Origin of the sequence: Proteus sp. CD3, from assembly GCF_008808075.1 — a bacterium.
GTDB lineage: Bacteria > Pseudomonadota > Gammaproteobacteria > Enterobacterales > Enterobacteriaceae > Proteus > Proteus appendicitidis.
This window is the reverse complement of the sequence record NZ_CP019686.1, coordinates 2,773,620-2,797,247: the sequence shown is the minus strand read 5'-3', so window position 1 is coordinate 2,797,247 and position 23,628 is coordinate 2,773,620. Positions and strand designations below refer to the sequence as shown.

Below are 23,628 nucleotides of genomic sequence, written 5' to 3'. Positions count from 1 at the left end.
AAAATGAAATTTTTAGATAACACACCTAATTATTTATTTTTTACTGGAAAAGGTGGTGTGGGTAAAACCTCAATTTCCTGTGCGACAGCAATCAAGCTGGCAGAGGATGGAAAAAAAGTCCTGCTAGTGAGTACAGATCCTGCATCTAACGTCGGACAGGTATTTTCTCAATCAATAGGAAATCAGATTAAGCCAATAACATTGGTTCCAAATCTATTTGCTATTGAAATAGACCCTCAAGCCGCAGCCGAAGAATATCGAAACAAAATTATTAATCCAATCAAAGAAAGTTTACCTGAAGCGGTAATTCAAAGTATTACGGAACAACTATCAGGTGCCTGTACAACAGAGATTGCAGCTTTCGATGAATTTACTGGGTTGTTAACCAATACCGAAATTACAGAGCAATTTGACCATATCATTTTTGATACCGCACCAACGGGGCATACCATCCGTTTATTACAACTCCCGAGTGCGTGGAGTGATTTTATTAGTGACAATCCTGATGGTGCGTCATGTCTAGGGCCAATGTCTGGCCTTGATAAACAACGTGAGCAGTACAGCATGGCGGTGGAAGCGTTGAGTGATAAATCACTAACAAGGCTAGTCTTGGTTGCACGACCTCAGTTTGCCGCATTGAGGGAAGTCGCAAGAACCTATAGCGAGTTGTCATCTCTGGGTATCAAAAATCAGCAATTGATTGTCAATGGTGTTTTCCCTGAAACTGCGGTGACTGAAAATGATAAGTTATCCCATGCGCTCTACTCTCGTGAACAAGCGGCATTAGAGTCTATACCTGAAGCACTACGCTCGTTACCTGTCGATATTCTTTATTTACAAAAGAGCAATATGGTGGGTGTCGATGCACTTAAGCAGTTGTTATCTAATGACATGCCACAAATTCCAACTATTACCCCGACAAAACAACCTATTTCTTTACCTACCTTGTCAGAACTAGTTGGCGAAATATCTCAGCAACAGCATGGGCTGATTATGTTAATGGGCAAAGGTGGTGTAGGGAAAACAACGATTGCGGCATCAATCGCAGTTAAATTGGCAGAAAAAGGGCTTGATGTACATCTGACCACATCTGATCCAGCCGCGCATATTGAATCAACCCTCGATGGTGTTTTACCCAACCTTCAAGTTAGCCGAATTGATCCTATCGCTGAAACTGAGCGTTATCGTCATTATGTCTTAGAAACAAAAGGGAAAGGTTTAGATGAAGAGGGGCGTGCATTACTTGAGGAAGATTTACGCTCTCCATGCACAGAAGAAATTGCGGTATTTCAGGCTTTTTCTCGCATCATTAGAGATGCGGGTAAACGTTTTGTCGTCATGGATACTGCGCCGACTGGGCATACATTATTACTTCTGGATGCAACAGGGGCATACCATAAAGAAATTGCTAAAAAAATGGGCGAGAAAGGTCATTATTTAACGCCGATGATGCAATTACAAGATCCTGAACGCACCAAAGTTATTATTACGACACTCGCTGAAACTACGCCTGTGCTTGAGGCGGAGAACTTACAAAATGATTTAATACGGGCAGATATACATCCGTGGGCGTGGGTAATCAATAACAGCCTATCTATCACAGAAACAACATCACCATTGTTACTTTCAAGAGCTGAACAGGAAGTCGCTCAGATTAAAAAAGTGACATCAACATTGGCAAAACGTGTTGCTATTGTTCCTTTGCTTGAAACAGAGCCTGTGGGGATATCTGCATTAAGTCAGCTTGCAGAGTAAGTTTTATTTTCTAAAAATAAAAGGTGCGGAAAAGCACCTTTTAAATGAGGTTGTTATGTTTATTGCCGCATTGATTTTTATTTTAACGATCACCTTTGTTATTTGGCAACCCAAAGGACTGGGTATTGGCTGGAGTGCCTCAGTAGGGGCTGTATTGGCACTGATCTTTGGTGTGATCAGTTTTCAAGATATTCCTATTGTTTGGAACATTGTTTGGAATGCCACGGCGACATTTGTTGCCGTCATTATCATTAGCCTACTTTTAGATGAAAGTGGTTTCTTTGAATGGGCTGCATTACATGTTGCCAAATGGGGTGGGGGTAAAGGAAAACTGTTATTCAGTTATATCGTGTTACTTGGTGCAACGGTTGCGGCCTTGTTTGCCAATGATGGCGCAGCATTGATATTAACGCCCATTGTGATTGCGATGTTATTGGCACTTGGTTTCAACAAAGGCACGACATTAGCATTTGTCATGGCTGCCGGGTTTATTGCAGATACGGCGAGCTTGCCGCTGATCGTTTCGAACCTCGTGAATATCGTTTCTGCGGACTTCTTTAATATTGGATTTACTGAATATGCATCGATTATGGTGCCAGTGGATATTGCTGCAATTATTGCAACATTAGCGATGCTGCATTGGTTTTTCCGCAAAGATATTCCTAAACAATATGATGTTACCAAACTGAGTGAACCGACTTTAGCCATTAAGGACATGACAACGTTTAAAACAGGTTGGCTGGTATTGGTACTGCTACTTATTGGTTTCTTTGTCTTAGAACCATTAGGTATTCCAATCAGTGCAATTGCGGCTATTGGCGCTTTAATTCTTTGGGTGATTGCAGCCAGAGGCCATACGATTAATACCAAAAAAGTATTACGTGGAGCACCGTGGCAAATCGTCATTTTCTCTTTAGGTATGTACTTGGTTGTTTATGGTTTAAGAAATGCAGGGTTAACCGATTATCTTTCTGAAACGCTCAATTACCTTGCAGACAAAGGGTTATGGGTAGCAACAATTGGTACGGGATTTATAACTGCATTTTTATCCTCAATAATGAATAACATGCCAACGGTGTTAATTGGTGCGCTATCCATAGAAGGAAGTGAAGCATCAGGGTTAATTCAGCAAGCGATGGTGTATGCCAATGTGATTGGCGCCGATTTAGGTCCAAAAATCACACCAATAGGTAGCTTGGCGACATTGTTGTGGCTGCATGTTTTATCGCAAAAAAACATGACCATTACATGGGGATATTATTTCAAAACCGGGATTATCATGACTATCCCTGTGCTCATTGTCACACTCGTTGCTTTAGTACTTCGACTTTCACTGTTAAATTAAAGGTAACCCCATGAATGAGATCACTATCTACCATAACCCCAATTGTGGCACTTCGCGTAATACCCTTGCCATGATCCGCAATAGTGGTGTTGAGCCAACGATTATTTATTACCTAGAAACACCTCCGACTAAGGATGTGCTAGTTCAACTTATCGCCGATATGAAAATCACAGTCAGCGAATTACTCCGCAAAAATGTTGAGCCCTATGAGCAATTAAATTTAGAAAATAACCTTTATTCCGATGAGCAATTGATCGATTTTATGTTGCAGTACCCAATACTGATCAATAGGCCGATTGTTGTCACGCCGCTAGGCGTAAAGTTGTGTCGGCCATCAGAGGTCGTATTAGATATATTGCCTAATCAGCAACAAAGTGAATTTATCAAGGAAGATGGTCAAATAGTGATTGGTAGTACACGATGTAAAAATGCAAATGAAGAGGCCAGTTAAGTACAAACCCTAGGAAAGTGAATGGGATTGAGTGTTGTTGGCAACTTCAACACTCTGTATGTGTTTATGCTGTTAACTAAATAAAATATGTTGTTGTGAATAATACATAATCATTCATTATTATCTCCAGCCCCTGGTTCTCCATCTGCTTGCCAATGATCCTCTCCACCAGCTGGTAACTATTCTTGATATAGGGATGAAGCATTCCGTGAGCGACAGTAAGTTTGGTAAGTCCATTCAGTCAGAGTTGGTAAAGGCGTAGCAATGTCTCATAAAGAGCATGATACTTTCTCATTGTTGAGTTTTCAGTGTGACTTAAATGTTGGTGTTACTAACGCAGAATAGGAGAGTGATGTGATGGTTAGACTCTGGATTCGGCAATACGTGCTTGTAACCAATTTTCAACTTCGCTCTTTAACCAACGAGAACTACGCCCCAGTTTTATCGGCTTTGGAAACTCCCCATCTTGGATCAATTTATAAAACCATTTATCAGTTAATCCGGTTAAACGGGTTATAAATTTCATATCAACGAATTGGTCATCTAATAAGGGAATCGCTTGAGTGCTCATTATTGAACTCCTGTCTTTAAAGTTAAAAGGCAGAAGGGATATCGATGAATATTTAGGGATATCTCTCTTCCAAAAGATATCCCCCTCATGTTTTTTATTGGTAGATTAACGGCTGCACCCAAAAGAACGCTCGCCATCACCATAATATTTTGTATGCTCTTTGGCTAAGTAACGACAACGCTGGTTTAATTTGAATATCGCACTTTCATTGTGGGTTTCATTATTATCTAGCCAAGTAACGGCGTTGTCCGGGATATGAACTAAATAACGCTTATCAGGATGGTTTACACCAATAGCACTACACCATGCTTGTTGTACTAATGCATAGAGCGTCCCTTTGGTTTTAATAAAATCACCTAGGTTCCAATAAACATCTTTATTTAATAGCAAAAGTACATGGTAGTGTTTTTTGTTTTTTATCTCACCAAACTCTCTGACCCATACATAAAACAAAGGGCATGAATGGTTACGCTTCCATATTTTATTTTTACGTTTTAGGTCAGCATTTATTTTTGCTTTTAACGATTCAAAAAATCGGGTGATGGCATTGGAGTCACTTAAGTGAATTATATCCGATGAAGGAAATCGCAAGTCCACTCGAATAGCAGTAACTCGATTATAGGTTGAGAGTGATTTACGGATGGTGTGGTTTATCTTTTGAATGTAATGCTCGTTGTAGGTGTTTCTAGACATGATTGATACCTTTGGTTGGTTTTATTTTCATATCTAGAATGGATGTTGTTAAAAATAAGAATTCATCACTTTAGAAAAATGATGAGCATATGAATTAGTGAGTCAGTGACAGGGTAATGATTAATGTTCTAGGTGTAGTTATGGGATAGGTTTTCTTTATTAAGATAATACTATACCAACACGGCAAGGCTCTTCTCTATCTCATCACCGATGACCGTGACAGAGCGCTTTTGAACAAAGGTGAACTGATACTTTTTCAAGTAGTTCAACTCTGATATTAGCTTATCTAAAGATTAGTCTTCATTCTAATAATAATTTGTGTGGTTATAGTGATTTTCAACACATAAATACTGATTGTTATGTAGCATAATAACATCTTAAATACTACGTAAAATACAGCGTAAAGGTCTGCAAAAAATACTAGGTGGAGAGAGTGTATGATAAGTGTAGATGTAAATGATAATTATTTGGAGTGTAGACAATATTATGCAGTCCTATTCTGTATGCTTTCAGAAAAAACACTATTACCTGAAGATTTTTATAAAATGATTATCGAGGCAAGAGGTAAGAATGTTAATACGTTAATTCGTGAGTTGAATCAGCATGTCGGGAATGTCTTAAATAATGTTGATCATTATTTAAGAAAGGTGGAGAGAAAAACTATTCCAATAGAACAACTATCTTTTTTAAGGGATGAAAGAATATCATTTGTTATCTTAAACTTTCTCATGAAGTCGTATAATAAATACCTTATAGAAATGGGTCATAAATCAATTATGGCTGGAGTGTATAATTATTCACCTTTAAATTTGATGCCAATGATGGGTAAAAATATACCTTTTCATTATATTGTTTGTTTTTTGGATTTTATAGTTTTATTTATGACCCCTAAAGATTTTAATGCGATAGTTTTTCAAATGAGAGATAAAGCTTCATCTATTACCAAAGAATATCCAGATCCTTTTTCATTTTTGTCAAAAAAAACTGAAGCGTTAAAATGGATAGGAGAGAGGATGATGCGCGAAAATATTGCTGCTGATGATGATGTTAATGTTCTTATTAAAAATCAGAAATGGAAAATAATTGTTTCCTGTTTTGATTATTGGGCTGTTATTTCAACCGTAGAACGTGTAAAGCTTTTTTTATTTCAAACAAGGAAGGCATGGAGCCAAAAAAAGTATCGTGATGGAGTTAAAGATAAGGCTGTACTCAATACGTATATTTCAAAATCATCTATGTTGAAATTAAAAGAAATAGCTAAAAATCATAATAAAAATATTAACGAAATTATCGAGGCGATGATTGAAGAAATTGTTTTGCCACGAGATCCACTTAAAGAACTCATATCGTTAGTTGAAAAGAAAAATTAAAACAATTTCAAATATATATTATTACCTTGAATGATGATGAATTTATTTTCAAGGAAGCAATATGAACGAATATCCTGAATTAGGAAGGGTTATTTCTGCCTTTCCTGCTTCATTTAAAAATCTGTTTTTCAACCAACTCAACTACCTAATAAACTACTCCCCCACCATAGGCTTAATGGGTAAAACAGGAGCTGGAAAATCCAGCTTAATCAATGCTCTATTCCAATCCCAACTATCGCCTGTGAGTGATGTCTCTGGCTGCACACGCCAAGCTCAACGCTTCAGTATAACAATGAACAACCATACCCTCACTTTTGTTGATTTACCCGGCGTGGGGGAAAGTATCAAACGAGATAAAGAGTACCACCAGCTCTATCGTAACTTATTGCCAGAACTGGATTTAATCATCTGGGTACTCAAAGCGGATGATCGTGCATGGTCTTCCGATGAACAGTGCTATCGCTTTCTTACTGAGCAATGTGGCTACCAACCTAAGCAATTTCTATTTGTTCTGAACCAAGCAGACAAAATAGAGCCCTGCCGCCAGTGGGATGAACACAACCACCAGCCATCCCTTGAACAAATGACTAACTTGAAATTGAAGCAAGAAGCCGTAGTAACCGCCTTTAAGCTACATCATCCTGTGATGACGGTTTCTGCGGCAGAAGGCTTTCAACTCACTGAATTATCAGAGCAATTAATACAGGCGTTACCAGCGCAAGCCAGTAGCGGTGTCGCTAGGCAACTGAACAGCACTTACCGGACGCAATCTGTGGAAAATTCTGCACGTAACGATTTTGGGCAATGTGTCAGTGATATCGTCGATACCATAATCGATATTATTCCATTACCCACATTGATAAAACATACGATCAGCATTGTCAAAAACAGCATCGTTTCCGTCGCTAAATCCCTGTGGAGTTTTTTCTTTTAGCTTCTTAAATTAACGCAACATTAATGACATCTAGCGCCACTCCTTAACGGGATTGGCGCTTTTTTATTTCTTTTTAATGGAGTATCAACTAATGAATCATTTAACTGAATCCGCTATTGCAATCACACTCGTTCCTGATGAACAACGCCTTGATTTTTGGTTCAACCATTTTGGTACAGTTAAAGGCTGGGCCACCTTTGAAGTGGTGATCTTCACCACGATGGGCCAATTCTGCGATGAGTATCATGGCGGTTACTGGGAATATGGCACGCTCAATAATGGTGGTGCCTTTATCTACCCCGATATCAACATGGACACTTTAACGCTATTCAACATGCACAACGGCAATGAAGCCACTGTGAGCCAAGAGGCGGCAGGCATTGCAGTATGTCTTATCCTGTACAGCATCTGGTCATTCCAAACAGAAAGCGAAGTGATATGTGACCGTTTTTATCAGTTGCGTGACTATGCGCTACAACATCCCGAATCCGCTGCCATTTTCCACTTAATTGATTAATCCGGAGTTTTATCATGAGTTTATTAGCTTCGCGTTTTGGCTCTGCTAACAGTATTCGCCGTGAGCGTCCACTCACTATCGAAGAGTTATTCCGTACTGTACCGAGTGTATTTTCTGAAGAGAAGCACGATTCCCGCAGTGAACGCTATACCTACATCCCGACCATTACCTTGTTAGATAGCCTGCAAAAAGAAGGCTTCTATCCGTTCTTTGCCTGCCAAACTCGGGTGCGTGATATCAGTCGTCGAGAGCATACAAAGCACATGTTACGACTTCGGCGACATGACCAAATCACGGGTATACAAGTTCCTGAAATTATTCTGCTTAATAGCCATGATGGCTCAAGCAGCTATCAGATGTTACCGGGGCTTTTTAGAGCCGTGTGTTCTAACGGTTTGGTGTGCGGTGATGTATTGGGTGAAGTGCGTGTACCCCATAAAGGGGATGTGGTGGACAAAGTGATTGAAGGGGCGTATGAGGTACTCAATACGTTTGAGCAAGTAGTCGAAAAACGCGAAAGTATGCAGTCGTTATTGTTACCCCCACCCGCCCAACAAGCCTTTGCTGAAGCAGCTTTGACCTACCGCTTTGGTGAAGAGTTCCAGCCCGTCACGCGAGAGCAAATTCTACAGCCTCGACGCGTTGAAGATAAAAAAGAAGACCTTTGGACGGTGTACCAACGTTTACAAGAAAATCTGATTAAAGGGGGACTATCAGGCCGTACTGCAAAAGGTAAACTCGCTCGCACTCGTTCGGTGAATGGGATTGATGGTGATATCAAACTCAATAAAGCCCTGTGGGTGATGGCGGATACTTTATTTAACCAACTTGCCCCCCGCCAACCCAACTAATTTTCCCACCCTGACAGGTTGTGTCGTTATGCTTCACACTCATATTGTTCAGATAAACAGCATAACCTTATTTATCAATGAATTACTTATAGTGATTTTTCACTAAAATGCCTAATGAGAATTTTTCCCAACAGACATAACCTGTCAATCCCCTAAGTTAAACTCCCTCACTTCTTCATTTCCTAACGTCTGTTATTGAGAGCAATACGTTATGTTTCAGATCAACCGAAAATATGACCGCATGGCTATGCGACTCTCTGCGCTGATTGCCCGATTAATGGCAGGAGAAAGCCTTGTGCTCTCGTGTTTAGCCCAAGAGTTCAATGTTTCTGAACGCACGTTACAGCGGGATTTACGTGAACGCTTGGCTTATCTGGGGGTAGAAGGTCGGCAAGGTTGTTATCGCTTGCCCATCAATACGCTAAAAGCTTACCGAGACAAAGATGTTCTTACCTTTGTGAAACAGATTGGGATGACTCGGTTGTTTCCGGGGCTAGACAGCCGCTTACTCGGGTTGCTGTTAACCCAGCAGCCCCATGCACCTTGTTTGATTTGGCATCACGCCCATAAGATTTCGGCTCTACATGCCGACCATTTCTATCAATTGGTGTATGCCATTACCAGTAAGCAATCTATTAGCTTACTTACACCTGAACGTCGTTTTAGTCCACTACAACCCTATCAACTGATTTACCGTGAAGGTCAGTGGTATTTACTGGCGGAATATCATCAGCAAGTGCATGTCTTGTTGTTGGATGATATTCAACAGGTTCAGCCGCTCAATACCCCCTTCACACCGAAACACGCAGTGATGCAACTGTCACAACAAAACAGTTTTATTGCGGCACTACCGCATTTTCGATTGATATCACAAGTACTTACCTCTCTTCCATCACACAAAGAAAGGAGCCGACCATGACGCTATTAACCCCACCAGCATCGCATCCCACACATTGCCCTCACTGCTCTTCTGAGCAAGACATCATTGCATGGGGCTCGGGCTGGATGTGCCGCGATTGCGGTCACGAATGGACCATGCCTATTCAAAATAACCATTACATCGTGAATTCATCATCACATAAGGAAGCTTAAAAAATATGAACACTGTTTCACACTTACAATTGGGTTTAGAACGCATCGCTATCGTTATCAGTATCTTGTTATGCCTTTGGATCACGGGCGTATTGCTAACACATTTCCAGCTTATCGCCCTCATCATGAACCCGTATGGGATCACATTGATGTACTTCGTTTTATATCTCTCAGCTTTGCTTATCCCACAACTCTTGACGCAATTAGGCTTGTGGGTTTTAAGTGCCTTTAAAGGGATTGATTATAAAATCCATTTCAACCCCAAATTAATTGCCATTATCTCTACCATCATTATCGGATTAGCCCTCTCTAGCCTACTGATTATCATGTCATCCGGTTGGCTATACGGTTTTACTGAAGGTATCGCCACCACGATATTGCTGGTTGATTTGCTTATCGCCACTGGTATTGCCTTTTATCTTCATCGACGAATTCGTCACTGGGTTTCAGTGCGACTAAACCGCCAACCATAACATTAACCATGATCAGCAATTTTTGTTGTGGATACCTTATTCACCATTCACCCGATAACCATCGAATACGCCATATCAGGGAAAAACAAGCACCCATTAGACGGTGTTCATCAAGCGTCAATCTGACGTTTCTATTTATGTTGATAGGAATTTATAATGAAAAAATATGTAGTTGTGGCTGCATTAGCCTCACTGTGGTTGATAACATTACCCGCCTCTGCCGCCAGCCAGCCCCCTAAAAATACCATCTGGGAATATAAAGGCGATGGCGGTAAAACCTTATGGCAAGTGTGTGGGGGCCAAAACAGTAGCTGTAGGATTGTGGGCTCAACCAAACATTATGTTGCGGTACTGAATCATAAATCTGCCTCAGGTTGCGCATTTGGTGATTTTTATATCGTGGCAAGAACTGACGGAAACTGGCAACAACGCGATACGGGCACTTGTAGCCCTAATGCCTACGTTCAAAAAGGAACCATTAATAATGGTCAGTACTCTTCGGTCGATATTGGTGTTGGCGGGACGATTGTAGCTCGTTACCCCATTGGGTATTGGAGTATGCAAAAAGAGTTTTCAGGCAAGAATCGACCACGCTGGAAAGAAAAGGACCGTACTAAAGGCGGATTGCAAACCAACCAACAATAAATCTAGATGCTCGCTACCATCACTTGTGGTAGCGAGGATGATAAAATATAGCTAAAGGTAACGTAATGAATAAGATAAAGAGCATTTTTGCGATGAGTTTATTGGCAGTCAGTACATTTAGCTTGGCTGAAGAACAACAGCGTTATGCAAGCATCACACATACCAGCTCAAATTTTATTAACCAAGGTTACTGTGGTTACTCATTTACCCTCGATAATGGTGGTAGCCATATGGTTCTAGACCACGCGGAGTTTGGTGCGCTTGAACTCACGCTGCGAATGAAAGATGGAAAAGGAAAAGTATTAGGGGATACGGTACTGGAAGTGGAACCTTTTGGCGATACTAGCGCTACTCGTGTTACGTTTGCAGGATTGGAAATTCCGTGTGAGGATGTTGCTAAATTTGAAGTGGTTAAAGCGGTGGAAGATCAAAACGGTCGTAAGGTTGAATTACCACTATCCATCTTTGAGGCCAATAATCCAGAGTTGGCGAAGATGTCGATTTCAGGGAAGTAGAAAAGCTTAGGCATTATGATAGAAAAATAATTGTTGGTATATTTGTTGGTATAAAATTTATCGAACACGATATTTTCATTATAAAACAATGTTAATTTACTCGTGTTCGAATCCTGTAGGGACCATTTAAAATCAACACCTTACGCTAATTTTAATCCAACTTGGTTTTTGCTTTGTGTCGTATTTGTGTCGTTATCATTAAAAACGTCATCAATTTTACGTGCGTGCTCTGTCAAATGGTTTGGTGCTAAATGAGCATACCTTCTTACCATCTCTATACTTTCCCAGCCTCCCATTTCTTGTAATGCTGTAAGTGGAACACCAGATTGAATTAACCAACTCGCCCAAGTATGCCTTAAGTCATGAAAGCGAAAGTTTTCGATACCAGCTCTTTTTAGTGCCGTCCTCCATGCTGTGTTAGAATCAACTCGCATTTTCCTAACACTTGGCGTTAATGTTCCGTCTGGTCTTTTTTTTGATTCAGTATGAACAAATACCCATTTATGATGGTTTCCTATCAGGAAGTTTAAAAATTAGTTATGGCAATTAGGTGAGATGTTGAGTGATGAAATGGCATCAGAAGGCACTCGTCAGGATATTTAGTAGCAACATTCTTACATTTCTATTTCAACTCATTGCTTGGTGTTCGGTATCGCTTTTAATCGCGATAGATAAATTAGGCGAGTTTAATCTTCATGTTTATCTAAGGGCATTACCAATAGTGATTATTCAGGCGTTAGTGATGACCTATCTAATCAGGTGGGTGTTTAAGTTTTGCACCAAGAATATCAATATTAATTAGAGGGTTGAGTAATGAAAGGAACTAATTATAAAGATCTCCTATGGGCTTATGCCGACGAGGCTACCTTCAGGAAAAGAAAATACATAAAGAACTGCAAAGACTATAACCGCAAGTTTTTCAAAAATTACCGAAGCGAGAAAGTGCTTAAGCGACTATTTAAAATTGACTGGGAGGCATCTAATGCAGGGAACTGGTTGGGTTAAGGTGAAAGTAATCATCACCTCAACCTAGTTTCATTAAATTGAGTCTTTTACTTCTTGTCGTTTTTTGATCATCTCAGGCAAAGTGAAGGAGTACATCAGAAATACCTCGGTAAATCCTAGAATTTGCTCTGCTTCTTCTTTTGTGAACTCTTCATCAGAGTGGACTGCACCATTTGAGTCAATTCTAACTATATGAGCCCAGTCTTTCATGTCCTCTGTTATTTTTCCTTTAGCAAATAACATACTTATGCGTTGCGATAATTTCTCATCTTTAGCATCTTCACCCATAAGTACTCTAGTCGAGATATCAATAACTTTTCGACAATTCATCACGCTAGTTTCATATCTACCGCGTTGAAAGTCATCTTTTGATTCAATGAAAAATTTAGCTGCTCGCTCAGGGGTGTTGTCAGGTGCTGAGCTGACCTTTATTGAAGGATAAGTTTCAATAATCGTAAACCATAAATCTTTGTTAGGTAAAACCAAATCTAAATCACTAAAGTTCACTGAATCAAAAGGACCACTAGTATTGGGTCGTGCTTTAACAACAGCAATTCCAGATTTCCCACAACTTCTGCACTTAAACGCGATATCGTAAATATTACTTGATTGTCTCTTGCTCTCACTAAAAGCCTGAAGAACAGCGTTATCTCTATGGCAGTGTGGGCAGGTTAAATTAAAAAAGAGCATACCCATGAATACATTAACTCCATTATTAAATGATATTTCAATAATTCTTAACAGTTCAGATAGGCCTGAATTTACCTTAATTCAACGTTATGAAATAGCCTCATCATCGCAAAAGCAAGAATTTGTTATAGCGTTGATAGGTAAACTTATTGAGCAGAACAGAAAGCTAAAAACTTCATTGCAGTGCAAGTGCAACATGGAACAGGAGATCCTGATTTACAGCGTTTAACGTGGTATGACACTGAATACGGCATGACTAACGAGGCTGTAGCTCACAATGACGGGCTTTTATATTTAGATGAAGTTGGACAAGGGGCTGATCCTAAACACGTCTATAAATCGGCTTACACGCTATTTAATGGCAAAGGTAAGATCCAAGGTGCAAAAGAGGGCGGTAATCGGCAGGTTCAAAGCTGGCGGACAGTGGCCATTAGTACCGGCGAAAAAGACATTGAAACCTTTTTATTAAATTCAGGGGTAAAAGTGAATGCTGGTCAACTGGTGCGGTTACTTAATATTCCAATAGAGCGAGCTACTGAGTTACATGAGTGTGAAACAGGGAAAGAGCACGCTGACTTAATTAAGGTGAATTGTCGTGCTAACTACGGCACTGCAGGGCGTTATTGGATTGAGTACCTATCAAACCACAAGGAAGAAGCCAAGGAAGCCTATCGAGCCGCACAGCAACGATGGGGTAAATCAATTCCCAGTAGTTATGGGGAACAGGTACACCGAGCTAGTGATCGCTTTTCTGCTATAGAGTCAGCGTTATTAATGGGACGAGTGATTACGGGTTGGGATGAACAAGATTGTAGAGACGCAGTTCAAGCCGTATTTAATGTCTGGTTGGCTGAATTTGGCACCGGCAATAAAGAAATTGAGCAGATCACAGAACAGGCTTTAGCGTTTTTAAATGCCTATGGGATAAGCCGGTATGCTCCACTACCTTATGATGAACGTGATTTAGCCGGTTATCGAGAGCGCAAAGGCAGTCATGATGATGCGCCAATTCTTTTTTATACATTACCGAATGTATTTAGGGCTGAGGTTGCCAAGGGGTTTAATGCCGAAACGTTCGCAGAAGTATTAGCCACTATGGGAATACTGAAAAAGCCAGCCAAAGGAAAACGTCTGCAGGGAAAGACGCCCCGACTTAAACACCTTGGGGGAACTCAACAACGTGCTTATATCATGATGCTAGTTCAGGATGATGATGACGATTAATCGCTTGTTAAAATGATAAATAGTAGTGGTCTCAATAAAGGATGTATTTATTAATAGTATGATATTAAAGAATTTATTTTTAAATATTGAGACCACACTGAGACCATTCAAGCCCTTTTTGAGACCACTTGAGGCGATTTTGAGACCACAGAATAAATTGACGGCTTATCTTGCTGGTAGGAAAAAGAGCCTGAGACCACTGAAATTAAAAAGTGAGACCACTAAAAATAATCTATTTAATCCTTATTTATCAAATTGATATGAATTTCATCTGGTTGTAATTTGGAAATTGAGACCACTCAAAATCGGTCAGTGGTCTCAGTGAAAATAAATAAATTGTATAAATACAAGTGGTTGCGTGGATTGAGACCACTGAGACCACTGAGACCACCACTTTTGTGTATTTATATAAAAATTTTTTCGAGTGTATTGTGCAGTTTTTCACCTCATAAAACCTCACGTATTAAATTGGAATTCAATTCATTTTTACCCGACCGTATGAATGACTATCACCTTAAAAAATCTATAAACCATTTTGCGCACGGATGTATCGGGATGTATCGGTATTGTGCGCATAGATGCGAACTGGTGCGCAAAGTGCGAACCAACTCAAAGCCAGATGTAACAAGGGCTAGATAGGTTTATGCGTAACTCGAATGCTAAGAAATGCTAAGGTTATAAGATAAATTGCGCATGATTTTGCGAATTGCGCAGAGTGCGAATGCTCTCAAAGTCAGTTACAGCAAGGATTAGAGTGATTTGTGCGCAATTTTGGATGTTGTATAGAAATGTTAAGGTCAATCTGGAAATTGCGCATAATTTTGCAAACTGCGCAGAGTGTGAATCGTCTTAAATTCAGTTGTAGCAAAGGTTAGACAGGTTATGCACAATTCTGGATGTACAGAAATGTTAAGGTCAATTGCGCATTACTGCGAAAAACCGCGCTTAGAATTGCGCACTGCGAAAAATGTGAACATCAATGAATGATAATTATTACAATGAGTTAAAAGAATATCCACGTATTTTGATATATAGATTTATTGAGGTTAACTGCGAATCGTGCGCAAAAAAATTGCGAATTGCGCAATACAATGCCAAGTTTTCCCAAGGTTTTCTTTCGGTCTTAGAACATAGAAACAAAAACACCCCAGACAATCGGGGCAAAATAGAGAAACGTACTTCATGAATGTCGCGCAACTATACGTTAATCATGAATGACCACAATATAGAAAAAGTAGTAATCTCATGAGGATAGTCAAGTTATAGCCTCGCTTCAAAATGGCGGGGCTTTTTTACCACAGAAAATAAGCCGAGCGCTTGAAGAGACAATGAAGACAGCTAGATAGACAAATTAAAGAATAAATTTGATATAGTAAACGGGATTGTTTTAATTATGGAAGATAAATATATGGCGGGTGAGTGTAGTTCATGTCGATCAGCATTAGATGAAAAAAAAGAAGAGTATAAGCAAAATCAAATTACAAGGATGAATAATTATGTTGTAGGAAACAAGGACTTTATGGGAAATACAATAAGTAGAATATATGCTCGTGGTGATCAGTACTTAGTATACACGATAGAGGGGTCTTCTGACATAACGAGCTTAAAGGTTATAGTTGATACTTTGGTAGAAGATGATTTTGAACCAATGCTTAATTTTCAATGCGTTAAAGATGATTTTGATAAGCTAAAGTCTACATTGTATAAGCTAGGTGTTGATGAATCTTATAAACAAAGAGCTTCTAGTGCCATAGTAACAGCCATTTTGGGCGATACAGAAAATTCCAAAACGATAATTGCCAACATAACAAAAGATGCTGAATGTGATTATAAAACAAAGATTTATAGTCGACTTTTTTATTTGCTTGGTGCTGCGATAGTAGCTATTTGTTTCTCAATTAGTTCAGTAATATTCTATTTTTTGAGAGAAAAAGATTTTATTATTACTAATGCGACCTTTTTTAATATGCTCTATTGCCTAACATATTCAACACTAGGTGGTTTTTTATCGGTATCACTGAAGGCGAAATATGTTTCAACTCAGCAGGCTATCAGCAACTGGATGTATTCTATTTATGGCGCGGAAAGGTTAGTCATCTCTTTAATTGCAGGGGTTGTTATTTACTCTCTCGTCCGTTCAGGGCTTATGTTTTCAGGTCTGATTTCGAATGATGGCAATATGTTTATGTTATTAATGCTGTCTTTCGTATCTGGATTTAGTGAAACTCTTATTCCCAACTCACTAAGTAAGATTGAGTCAAATTACCAACAATAATATTTGAAGTGATATTTTGTTCTAGACCAATACTCATTGGTCTAGAATTTTTTGGGTCCTTCCTAGCACTTTTCTATTTCACGGGCATTGCGCGCCGCGTTCTGCGTCTAGCTACGCATTTTTGATTTTGTGTCCCATGTCCCATGATGTGGGATGAAGTCTTTTATTTTACTTTCAAAAGTTACGTTAAAAATCGTTGGGTTTAGTGTCCCATGTTTTATGGGACATGTCCCATATAAAATGAAAAATGTCCCATGAAAGCCATCTACAATGAGTAAAAATGTGCTACCGATTAAATCAATAAGCTATCCATGCTGAACATAGATAACCAAAGCTAAAATAACGGTCCTATTACGGCCCGTATAATGTGATAAGCAACAAGATTATAATAAGGGACTACGGCAATATTACAGCAAGGTTAAACGGTGAGGATTAAGCTGATAACGCTAAGGTTACACTAAGGTTTTACATGCGGGATAATCCCGTATCATCATGGGTAAGTTAATGTTTAGATCTCCCCTAGAAATTGGAATTATTACCCAATATTCCAGAGTCCCATCAGCATTTTATTTTAACCAATGGCTTATATTATTATGGTATCAAGATGAATAAACCAGAAATAAGAAAAGCAATATCAATCAGGATCACCACATCAGGAACGGTAATAAAAGCACCTGAGTGAGTAAAACAGCCACAGGTAAAGTTATGGCTACAATGACTATTCAGGCTGAGAGTGACAAGCGCAGCCCGTACCCATTGAAGATAGTGGCATTCGATATTAACGCGCTGGAGCTTATGCTCTGCCAGAAGGAAACAAAGTAAAAGCTACAGGCTGCTATGAATGGCTTAATGGTTATCAGCTAACTGGGGCACAGATAATTGCCTACCTTTAACTGACCCTCTTTAAGATGACCAGTTCAACTAACCCGAAAATATCGAGGCAGTTCGATAAGCTACATTCAAGTATTGCTTTACGCGTAAAATTCAATTGGAATGAGAACAGTTATTTTTGTGTAGGGTATGGCTAATGATGGAATCATCAGGGATTAAATTACTTATCGAAAAGTATATTAATATGTGGGGGCCGGACGGTAACACTCTGGATTTTTTCTACTTAACCTACAGTGTACGAAATACGACGATAATTATTTCGCAAAAAGGTGCGTGCTGTGGTGATAAATTATCTATCCCTATTATCAAAATTAAGTACGACAAAAATAAATCAAATTGGCAGCTATTTTGGTTCAATGTTGACCATTGGGTAATTTATGATAAAACGTGCAGATATACTTTAGAGGAAGCACTTACCACTGTTGATGAAGATGATTCATCCTACTTTTTTGGGTAGCCTACCTATCAGATGATAAATATTTTACGATTGTTATCGCTCCGTTTGAAACGGAATCATAAAAAATACGGGCAGGTTACAGGGAGGGTTATTTCTGGTTGGTGTTTTGTTACCTGCAATAAAATTACTATTGATGATATTTTTGCAATGCTAGTAGCTTTGAGAAAACTGGATCCTGAACCCTTTAATTATTGAGTCACAAAATAAAAAGGGGGCATAATTGGGGGCATGGAACGAAATTGAATGAATTTAAAGTGTTAATAATCAGTATGGTATGGTTTTATATTTAATCCTGTAGGGGTACCATTTCAAATCAAATTTCCAATCAAGTAGTTACATTCATTTCAAATTCTCTATTTTTCACAGTTGTGTCGTATTTGGGACGCTAGCTCCGAAAATGCTGTCTATTTGGCGTGCATGTTTGGTTAAGTATGAATAAATCACCTTACTAAATACTCACAGACTTTCTTGGTACTCTTTTCACGAAGCATTTTCGCCAGCTTTACTTTTTTCTAACTCTCTCTACTGGTTTTGTACTATTACTTCAAATTGAACTTCGTCATGGATTTAAAAATCATGCCTAGCCTAATAGTTCTAAATATTGATGTATGAAATATAGGTATACGAGTAAATAAAGTTAAAGGATGAATTTGAAAAATAATATTATGAATATTCTAGATGACATTATTAAAATAAAATATTAATAAATACGATGCTTTCTAAGCATATTCCATAAATCAATAATTCATTTGTTTATTTATTAAATAATTTAATGTTTTATAATGACTTTTTACTAAAAAAGATTAAAGTAGACAGATTTAATGCAAATAATATAAATGGAATAAAAAATGCCTTTACCTAACCGATTAAAACCAAAAAAAGTCAGCAAAGCTAAACTCAATGAATTGATCGATTTACTACAGAAGATAACTGTTAAAATCGATAATGGTGCAACTGAAAATGATCCCGAACTTAACACCATGATAAGAAATTGGAATGCACAAGTAATAACGCCTTGTGAGTTTTCTGATTTTCGTGACTACAATTCTTGGACAAGTGCAAAAGAGTTTACAAAAATAGCTTTTAATCAGGCGAAGTATTTAGATGATCTGACTTATGAAGAGTTAATTAGTATTGTTGATTTCATCTGTTTAGCAGAAGGCAGTGAATCTGAACATTCTTATGCAATGAATTTACTCGAGATAAACTTTAAAGCTTTTTCTTCAGATCTTATTTATTGGCCAGATGAGTATTTTAATCTTGAAGAAGTTGATGATTTATCATCAGAAGAAATAGCAGCTTATTTGATGGAAGGATCTAATCGAAAATTATCTAATGCCCCAAAAATTCTATTAAAATATACAATCGTTAAAGGGATTAACAATTGATTCTTTATTTTAACAACAAATCAATCGATTGATTTTATAAATGGATGATATTTGAATAAAAGAAAATGAAAAATTGCGATCTATTTAGCTAGAATAGTTAAAATATAATATTAGATAGCGCTAAATGATATTACTGTATTTTATCTAAGATTGCGGCGCTTCTTATTTCTTAATACAAAAATCTCATTTGATGATAAAACTGTTTCAGTGCAAGCATTTAACATTGGGGACATTATTTCAGGTGTCACCAACAAACTTTGTGGCGATATTCCTAATATTAAAGCAATAGCAATAAGCTGATCGACGGTTATTTTCAGATGTCCATTTTCCAAACGTGAATAGTGTTGCTGACTGATACCAAGCCTTCTTCCCATCTCGATACCTGTTATTTTTAATTGCTTTCTTTTCTGTTTAATTCTCTGACCTACAACAATATTAATTGAACTCATATCAATCCCTCTTTTTAAAAGAGGTTACCGTAAAAATACTTAAAGATCGATATAAACGATCAAAAATAGCCTATTAATAGTTAATATCTATCAATTTTTATTTATTAAAAGATTTAAACCGTTTTACCCAAATCAAATAATTAGGTAAATTACATTAGTTTTTAACAGTATTTTTGTTTGTTAATGACTTGATAGGCGTGTTAATTAAGAATAATATGATTTAATTGGAGATTAGTAAGAATAGAAGGCACCATTTTGCATAACTTAGTCACTATTAGATCCTGATATTTTAGCCGAGGCTTTCGGTGTTGGTGATCCTACTGCAAGTTCTGGGTTAAGCACAAAAAGGCACGCTATTTCAGTATTTATAAGATTATTGTAATCAGGTCTTAAATAGAATATGAATAATGTCAAAGAAGTAGAAATAAAATATTAAAAAGGGTATTTGATTATATTATATAATAAATACAATGTATTTTCTTATTATCTGAATACTTTATTTGTGATTAAATCAGTACCTAGAATATCAAATGATTATTTTTTTACTGGTGATGGAATTATTGATAGAGGTCTTAGAGAGGGAAGTGTGACATTTTATTCTATTAACGATTGGAATAAGGCATATCAACAATTAAAAGAATATACCGATAAATTAGACTTTCCAGTTTATTATGGAAATCTTAAATTAAGGAATAATGAACAATATCTTCAGATTTATAAATATGATAATTGCTTACATATTAGTTATTCTGAAAATTATGTTGGATATTGATTGTTAGCATTAAGATATTAATATCATAACCAAGTATTTGTTTGTCACATTATTAAGTTTTATAAGTCTAGAGTAGAGAATACTGTTTTTACGTATTGACCTTGAAGGATATTTACTGCCATACTTATTTCACATCAAAATTTAAAAATTGAGGTATTATGGCAAAACATCCTGTAGAACAATCACCTAGAGTTGATTATGAGACTTTTGATTTTTCTAAAATCAGTCCATACCTCAGTAAATATGGAATTGTTGATGAAAAAGGAAGGTACTTGCCTTGGTATAAATTGAAATGGAGAGTGCCAAGTAAAGAAGCTCAAAATATTTGGTATGCAGTAAAATTTCTCAGAGATCAAATAAAAAAAGGAATAGGCTTATTTGATAAGAATGGCAATGAGTTTTCCTTTTGTATTCCTGATTTACTAGAACCAAAGCTTCATAAAATTGTGCAATTTGGTACTAGCAAAATGACTGCGATTGCAGATCCTGAAGCATCAAGCAACATTCAAGAAAATTATTTGGTATCTTCGTTACTTATGGAAGAAGCCATTACAAGTGCCCAATTAGAAGGCGCTGCTACGACGAGAGCTGATGCAAAAAAAATGCTAGAGGAAGAATTAACCCCTAGTACCCCTGATGAAAGAATGATCCTTAATAACTATATATTATTAAGACTCGCTGATAAGCGAAAAGAAGAACCATTAACAAGGGATTTATTATTAGAATTTCATAGTATTGCAACTCATAGCGTATCAGAAAATGACAATATTCCGGGTGAATTTAGATGTAGTAATGATATTTATATAGGAAATGATGATAATCCCTTATATTATCCACCAAACTATAAAGAATTAGAAACGAGACTAGAGTTATTATGTGATTTTGCTAATAAAGAACATAATGGTGAGAATAATAATAAATTCATACCTCCTGTTATTAAAGCAATTATTCTCCATTTCATGCTGGGTTATGAACATGCCTTTAGAGATGGTAATGGTAGGACGGCAAGAGCGATATTTTACTGGTTCATGTTGAAAAATAGGTATGATATATTTGAATACATATCAATAAGTAAGATAATCAAAGAAAATCATAAAGATTATGGAATGTCATATCTTAGTGTTCAAAAAGATTATGGCGATTTGACTTATTTTATTGATTTCAATATTAGTGTTATTCTAAATGCAGTTGATGAATTACAAGAATATTTAAGAGTAAAAACAAAAGAATTCTATGATGTTTCTAATATCTTAGATGAGTCAAAATACAAATTTAAATTTAATTTTATTCAAAAAGATCTTATTAAAAAAGGCATTAAGGAACCTGGGCATATATTTACAGTTAAATCTATTATGAATATATATGGTGTTAGTGAGAATACGGCAAGAAAATTACTTAGAGATCTAGAGAAAATGAAATTATTTCTTTCAATAAAAGAAGGACGTACTACTCATTATATAGCTCCTGCTGACTTGAAAAATAAACTATAAAAAAGCCCTTTAAGGGCTTTTTTATAATTATAATAACGACTTATAACCTTTTAGTGGGGAAGGTGATAAAAACCATTTTATTTTTTCATCATCTTTAAATTTAATTTTCATTTCCAATAACATATTCTCAGATAAGCAGAATGGGAAAAAATGATAAAGATGAGAAACAAAAATAAACGCATCACCTTCATTATCAAAATAATCAGTATCTAGTGTTAATATTAAAGATAAACAACGGTGTGGCTTGCCTTTTAAAATAAAATCATAAGTCTGACTATCTAAATCAATACAGCCATCCAAGGATTTTTTTATTTTCCTTGTAACTTGTTTATCTAATTCTGTATAAATTAAATAATCACTTAACATATTTTTTATGGTTGTAATCGACATTAGCATAAAAGCGTTAGCACTATAATGTGACAACAAATGCCAATAACACTTATCATCAACAATAGGTGGAAAACATTCTGATAGCGGTGTGATATTTTTGATCAATAAATTATCAGGCATATTTTCACTATGTGCATTCAACACACCAATGCTGTTATCTTTATATCTTTCAAAACCAATATAAGTACAGGAAAAATGTAGGCTTGGTGGCGAGATAAGTTCTTCACCTTTATTGTCATAGAAATGAACCGTATAGAATGTTCTCCCTGTGATATCTTTATCGATAGTTAATGAATAAAAAAGGGAATTTTGATATTGAGGCAATAGACGAGATGCTGATGTTAACTCAGTTATCGAATAAAAATGACAATAAATACCACGCTCTTTTTCATGTGGCTCTAATGAAAGCATGATTTCAGATAAACTTGAAAGATAATGGTTATCTGGAATAGGCAGTAAATAAGATGATTTATTCTCTTGGAAATCAATGATAACTGTATGATCTTTCTCTTTATCAACTGTGGGAATACAGTTGAGTAAAAAACAGTCTTGGCATTGCTCTTCTGTTAATGAAATTTGCTTATTTAAATAAATACTAACTGTAAATTGAGTGCTTTTCGCCCAATCGAGTTGTTTAATAATAGTGGGAATATCTAAACTGATAAAATGGTGAACGTGAGGAAGATACAACCCCTCTAATAATTGTTGTGGCGCTTTCGGCGTATTTTCTGATTGTGGAAAAATAGGATAATCTTTACCAATTTGAGATTTAAAACAAAACGTTGCGTTATCACCATGATAACTTTGATCCGCATGTTTTAGTTCAATATAGTCAAAATGCTGAGTTAATCCAAGTAATAGGGTATCTGCAATATTCTTGATTGGGCTAAGAAATAAATTTAGCGAGCAAGATTGTATTTGCTCTATATCGCCAAGGTAGGCAAAAGTTAAAGAGATACAACTTTTATTAGGTTGATGTGTTACTTGTTTTTCAATAAGAGAATAAGGTTCAATATATAAATCGCGACAAGTTGAAAAACACTCATTATTACTGCCTAAAGCACTACTATTTTTAGGAATGTAATAGCTGTAGTTAATCTCTTTATCACAACTGATTTGAATTATTGATGTTGATGGTAACCCTTTTATTGCTTGAGAGCCAAGACGTTGTAATAAAGGGAGTGTGATTTCAGGGAATGCATCATCAATCTTTTCTTGCAAGTGAGCAGAAAGAAAGGCGAATCCCTCCATTAAATAGCTAGTTTGAGGATCATCTGGCTCTAAAACTTCCGCTAAATGCGGTTTTTTTTGTGCGTAGGATCTAGCCAGTTTTTGCAGGTATTGCCTTTCTTTTAAATATTTAATTTCACTCATGTTAATTTAAT

General features: G+C 37.0%; 21 protein-coding genes and 1 pseudogene. 16 read left to right on the top strand and 6 right to left on the bottom strand.

Features of this window, described 5'->3' with window-relative positions; translation table 11 throughout:
• The first annotated feature begins 3 nt into the window (after window positions 1-3).
• Genes arsA through arsC form a run of 3 tightly spaced genes read left to right on the top strand, consistent with a single transcriptional unit; the run spans window position 4 to window position 3,551 of the window.
• Window positions 4-1,755, top strand: coding sequence for an arsenical pump-driving ATPase (gene arsA / locus BTA34_RS12595; RefSeq protein ID WP_151435873.1), 1,752 nt, complete (start codon window positions 4-6; stop codon window positions 1,753-1,755).
• Window positions 1,756-1,810: 55 nt separating this feature from the next.
• Window positions 1,811-3,100 (top strand): arsenic transporter, encoded by a 1,290-nt coding sequence (locus BTA34_RS12590; protein ID WP_151435872.1) that lies wholly within the window; start codon window positions 1,811-1,813, stop codon window positions 3,098-3,100.
• Window positions 3,101-3,110: 10 nt separating this feature from the next.
• Complete coding sequence (gene arsC, locus BTA34_RS12585) at window positions 3,111-3,551, top strand: glutaredoxin-dependent arsenate reductase (protein WP_036968137.1); 441 nt, start codon at window positions 3,111-3,113, stop codon at window positions 3,549-3,551.
• A gap of 361 nt (window positions 3,552-3,912) precedes the next feature.
• On the opposite strand, the gene BTA34_RS12580 is transcribed toward arsC, so the two are convergent.
• Together BTA34_RS12580 and BTA34_RS12575 are read right to left on the bottom strand one after the other, a co-directional pair.
• A complete protein-coding gene (locus BTA34_RS12580) occupies window positions 3,913-4,122 on the bottom strand; it encodes a helix-turn-helix transcriptional regulator (protein WP_036968140.1) in 210 nt (69 codons plus the stop codon).
• A gap of 105 nt (window positions 4,123-4,227) precedes the next feature.
• Window positions 4,228-4,815 carry an inovirus Gp2 family protein gene (locus tag BTA34_RS12575; RefSeq protein ID WP_036975213.1) on the bottom strand — a complete coding sequence of 196 codons (588 nt, stop codon included), beginning with the start codon at window positions 4,813-4,815 and terminating at the stop codon, window positions 4,228-4,230.
• A gap of 437 nt (window positions 4,816-5,252) precedes the next feature.
• Between BTA34_RS12575 and BTA34_RS12570 the strand changes: the two genes are divergently transcribed.
• The 8 genes from BTA34_RS12570 (at window position 5,253) to BTA34_RS12535 (ending at window position 11,212) form a co-directional block, all read left to right on the top strand.
• A complete protein-coding gene (locus BTA34_RS12570; RefSeq protein WP_112860536.1) occupies window positions 5,253-6,185 on the top strand; it encodes a hypothetical protein in 933 nt (310 codons plus the stop codon).
• Window positions 6,186-6,246: 61 nt separating this feature from the next.
• Window positions 6,247-7,119, top strand: coding sequence for a GTPase family protein (locus BTA34_RS12565; protein ID WP_151435871.1), 873 nt, complete (start codon window positions 6,247-6,249; stop codon window positions 7,117-7,119).
• Window positions 7,120-7,210: 91 nt separating this feature from the next.
• A complete protein-coding gene (locus BTA34_RS12560) occupies window positions 7,211-7,636 on the top strand; it encodes an antirestriction protein (RefSeq protein WP_151435870.1) in 426 nt (141 codons plus the stop codon).
• Between the two features lie 14 nt (window positions 7,637-7,650).
• Entirely contained in the window at window positions 7,651-8,487 is an 837-nt protein-coding gene (locus tag BTA34_RS12555) for a DUF932 domain-containing protein (protein ID WP_151435869.1), read from the top strand.
• 211 nt (window positions 8,488-8,698) lie between these two features.
• Window positions 8,699-9,406 (top strand): helix-turn-helix transcriptional regulator, encoded by a 708-nt coding sequence (locus BTA34_RS12550; RefSeq protein WP_151435868.1) that lies wholly within the window; start codon window positions 8,699-8,701, stop codon window positions 9,404-9,406.
• 178 nt (window positions 9,407-9,584) lie between these two features.
• The gene (locus BTA34_RS12545; protein ID WP_151435867.1) at window positions 9,585-10,052 is read left to right on the top strand and encodes a hypothetical protein; all 468 of its coding nucleotides are present in this window, start codon (window positions 9,585-9,587) and stop codon (window positions 10,050-10,052) included.
• Window positions 10,053-10,208: 156 nt separating this feature from the next.
• Entirely contained in the window at window positions 10,209-10,697 is a 489-nt protein-coding gene (locus BTA34_RS12540) for a hypothetical protein (RefSeq protein WP_151435866.1), read from the top strand.
• A 65-nt stretch (window positions 10,698-10,762) separates the two neighbouring features.
• Entirely contained in the window at window positions 10,763-11,212 is a 450-nt protein-coding gene (locus BTA34_RS12535; protein ID WP_151435865.1) for an IrmA family protein, read from the top strand.
• Window positions 11,213-11,352: 140 nt separating this feature from the next.
• Here the strand turns inward: BTA34_RS12535 and BTA34_RS12530 are convergent.
• Together BTA34_RS12530 and BTA34_RS12525 are read right to left on the bottom strand one after the other, a co-directional pair.
• Window positions 11,353-11,730: pseudogene (locus tag BTA34_RS12530) on the bottom strand (site-specific integrase); the annotation flags it as partial.
• 520 nt (window positions 11,731-12,250) lie between these two features.
• Window positions 12,251-12,913, bottom strand: coding sequence for a DUF4145 domain-containing protein (locus tag BTA34_RS12525; protein ID WP_151435864.1), 663 nt, complete (start codon window positions 12,911-12,913; stop codon window positions 12,251-12,253).
• Between the two features lie 183 nt (window positions 12,914-13,096).
• Here BTA34_RS12525 and BTA34_RS12515 point away from each other — a divergent pair, with 183 nt between their 5' ends.
• The 4 genes from BTA34_RS12515 (at window position 13,097) to BTA34_RS12495 (ending at window position 19,142) form a co-directional block, all read left to right on the top strand.
• Window positions 13,097-14,131: a DUF927 domain-containing protein gene (locus BTA34_RS12515; RefSeq protein WP_265576086.1), complete on the top strand. Its 1,035-nt coding sequence runs from the start codon at window positions 13,097-13,099 to the stop codon at window positions 14,129-14,131.
• 1,393 nt (window positions 14,132-15,524) lie between these two features.
• Window positions 15,525-16,406 (top strand): hypothetical protein, encoded by an 882-nt coding sequence (locus BTA34_RS12510; RefSeq protein ID WP_151435862.1) that lies wholly within the window; start codon window positions 15,525-15,527, stop codon window positions 16,404-16,406.
• A 1,027-nt stretch (window positions 16,407-17,433) separates the two neighbouring features.
• Complete coding sequence (locus BTA34_RS12500) at window positions 17,434-17,754, top strand: DUF3024 domain-containing protein (RefSeq protein WP_151435861.1); 321 nt, start codon at window positions 17,434-17,436, stop codon at window positions 17,752-17,754.
• 848 nt (window positions 17,755-18,602) lie between these two features.
• The gene (locus tag BTA34_RS12495) at window positions 18,603-19,142 is read left to right on the top strand and encodes a hypothetical protein (RefSeq protein ID WP_151435860.1); all 540 of its coding nucleotides are present in this window, start codon (window positions 18,603-18,605) and stop codon (window positions 19,140-19,142) included.
• A 140-nt stretch (window positions 19,143-19,282) separates the two neighbouring features.
• Here the strand turns inward: BTA34_RS12495 and BTA34_RS12490 are convergent, their stop codons facing one another.
• The gene (locus tag BTA34_RS12490; RefSeq protein WP_151435859.1) at window positions 19,283-19,591 is read right to left on the bottom strand and encodes a helix-turn-helix domain-containing protein; all 309 of its coding nucleotides are present in this window, start codon (window positions 19,589-19,591) and stop codon (window positions 19,283-19,285) included.
• A gap of 930 nt (window positions 19,592-20,521) precedes the next feature.
• On the opposite strand from BTA34_RS12490, the gene BTA34_RS12485 reads away from it, so the two are divergent.
• On the top strand, window positions 20,522-21,853 hold the full coding sequence (locus tag BTA34_RS12485; RefSeq protein ID WP_151435858.1) for a Fic family protein: 1,332 nt from the start codon (window positions 20,522-20,524) through the stop codon (window positions 21,851-21,853).
• A gap of 27 nt (window positions 21,854-21,880) precedes the next feature.
• Here the strand turns inward: BTA34_RS12485 and BTA34_RS12480 are convergent, their stop codons facing one another.
• A complete protein-coding gene (locus tag BTA34_RS12480; RefSeq protein ID WP_151435857.1) occupies window positions 21,881-23,617 on the bottom strand; it encodes a type VI secretion system baseplate subunit TssF in 1,737 nt (578 codons plus the stop codon).
• Between the last annotated feature and the right edge of the window lie 11 nt (window positions 23,618-23,628).

Coding starts and splice junctions, on each gene's coding strand:
- BTA34_RS12510 (WP_151435862.1), top strand. CDS start 15,525: ATGGAAGATAAATATATGGCGGGTGAGTGTAGTTCATGTCGATCAGCA.
- BTA34_RS12485 (WP_151435858.1), top strand. CDS start 20,522: ATGGCAAAACATCCTGTAGAACAATCACCTAGAGTTGATTATGAGACT.
- BTA34_RS12570 (WP_112860536.1), top strand. CDS start 5,253: ATGATAAGTGTAGATGTAAATGATAATTATTTGGAGTGTAGACAATAT.
- BTA34_RS12555 (WP_151435869.1), top strand. CDS start 7,651: ATGAGTTTATTAGCTTCGCGTTTTGGCTCTGCTAACAGTATTCGCCGT.
- BTA34_RS12560 (WP_151435870.1), top strand. CDS start 7,211: ATGAATCATTTAACTGAATCCGCTATTGCAATCACACTCGTTCCTGAT.
- BTA34_RS12580 (WP_036968140.1), bottom strand. CDS start 4,122: ATGAGCACTCAAGCGATTCCCTTATTAGATGACCAATTCGTTGATATG.
- arsA (WP_151435873.1), top strand. CDS start 4: ATGAAATTTTTAGATAACACACCTAATTATTTATTTTTTACTGGAAAA.
- BTA34_RS12565 (WP_151435871.1), top strand. CDS start 6,247: ATGAACGAATATCCTGAATTAGGAAGGGTTATTTCTGCCTTTCCTGCT.
- BTA34_RS12550 (WP_151435868.1), top strand. CDS start 8,699: ATGTTTCAGATCAACCGAAAATATGACCGCATGGCTATGCGACTCTCT.
- BTA34_RS12480 (WP_151435857.1), bottom strand. CDS start 23,617: ATGAGTGAAATTAAATATTTAAAAGAAAGGCAATACCTGCAAAAACTG.
- BTA34_RS12535 (WP_151435865.1), top strand. CDS start 10,763: ATGAATAAGATAAAGAGCATTTTTGCGATGAGTTTATTGGCAGTCAGT.
- BTA34_RS12575 (WP_036975213.1), bottom strand. CDS start 4,815: ATGTCTAGAAACACCTACAACGAGCATTACATTCAAAAGATAAACCAC.
- BTA34_RS12500 (WP_151435861.1), top strand. CDS start 17,434: ATGATGGAATCATCAGGGATTAAATTACTTATCGAAAAGTATATTAAT.
- BTA34_RS12545 (WP_151435867.1), top strand. CDS start 9,585: ATGAACACTGTTTCACACTTACAATTGGGTTTAGAACGCATCGCTATC.
- BTA34_RS12590 (WP_151435872.1), top strand. CDS start 1,811: ATGTTTATTGCCGCATTGATTTTTATTTTAACGATCACCTTTGTTATT.
- BTA34_RS12525 (WP_151435864.1), bottom strand. CDS start 12,913: ATGGGTATGCTCTTTTTTAATTTAACCTGCCCACACTGCCATAGAGAT.
- BTA34_RS12540 (WP_151435866.1), top strand. CDS start 10,209: ATGAAAAAATATGTAGTTGTGGCTGCATTAGCCTCACTGTGGTTGATA.
- BTA34_RS12495 (WP_151435860.1), top strand. CDS start 18,603: ATGCCTTTACCTAACCGATTAAAACCAAAAAAAGTCAGCAAAGCTAAA.
- arsC (WP_036968137.1), top strand. CDS start 3,111: ATGAATGAGATCACTATCTACCATAACCCCAATTGTGGCACTTCGCGT.
- BTA34_RS12490 (WP_151435859.1), bottom strand. CDS start 19,591: ATGAGTTCAATTAATATTGTTGTAGGTCAGAGAATTAAACAGAAAAGA.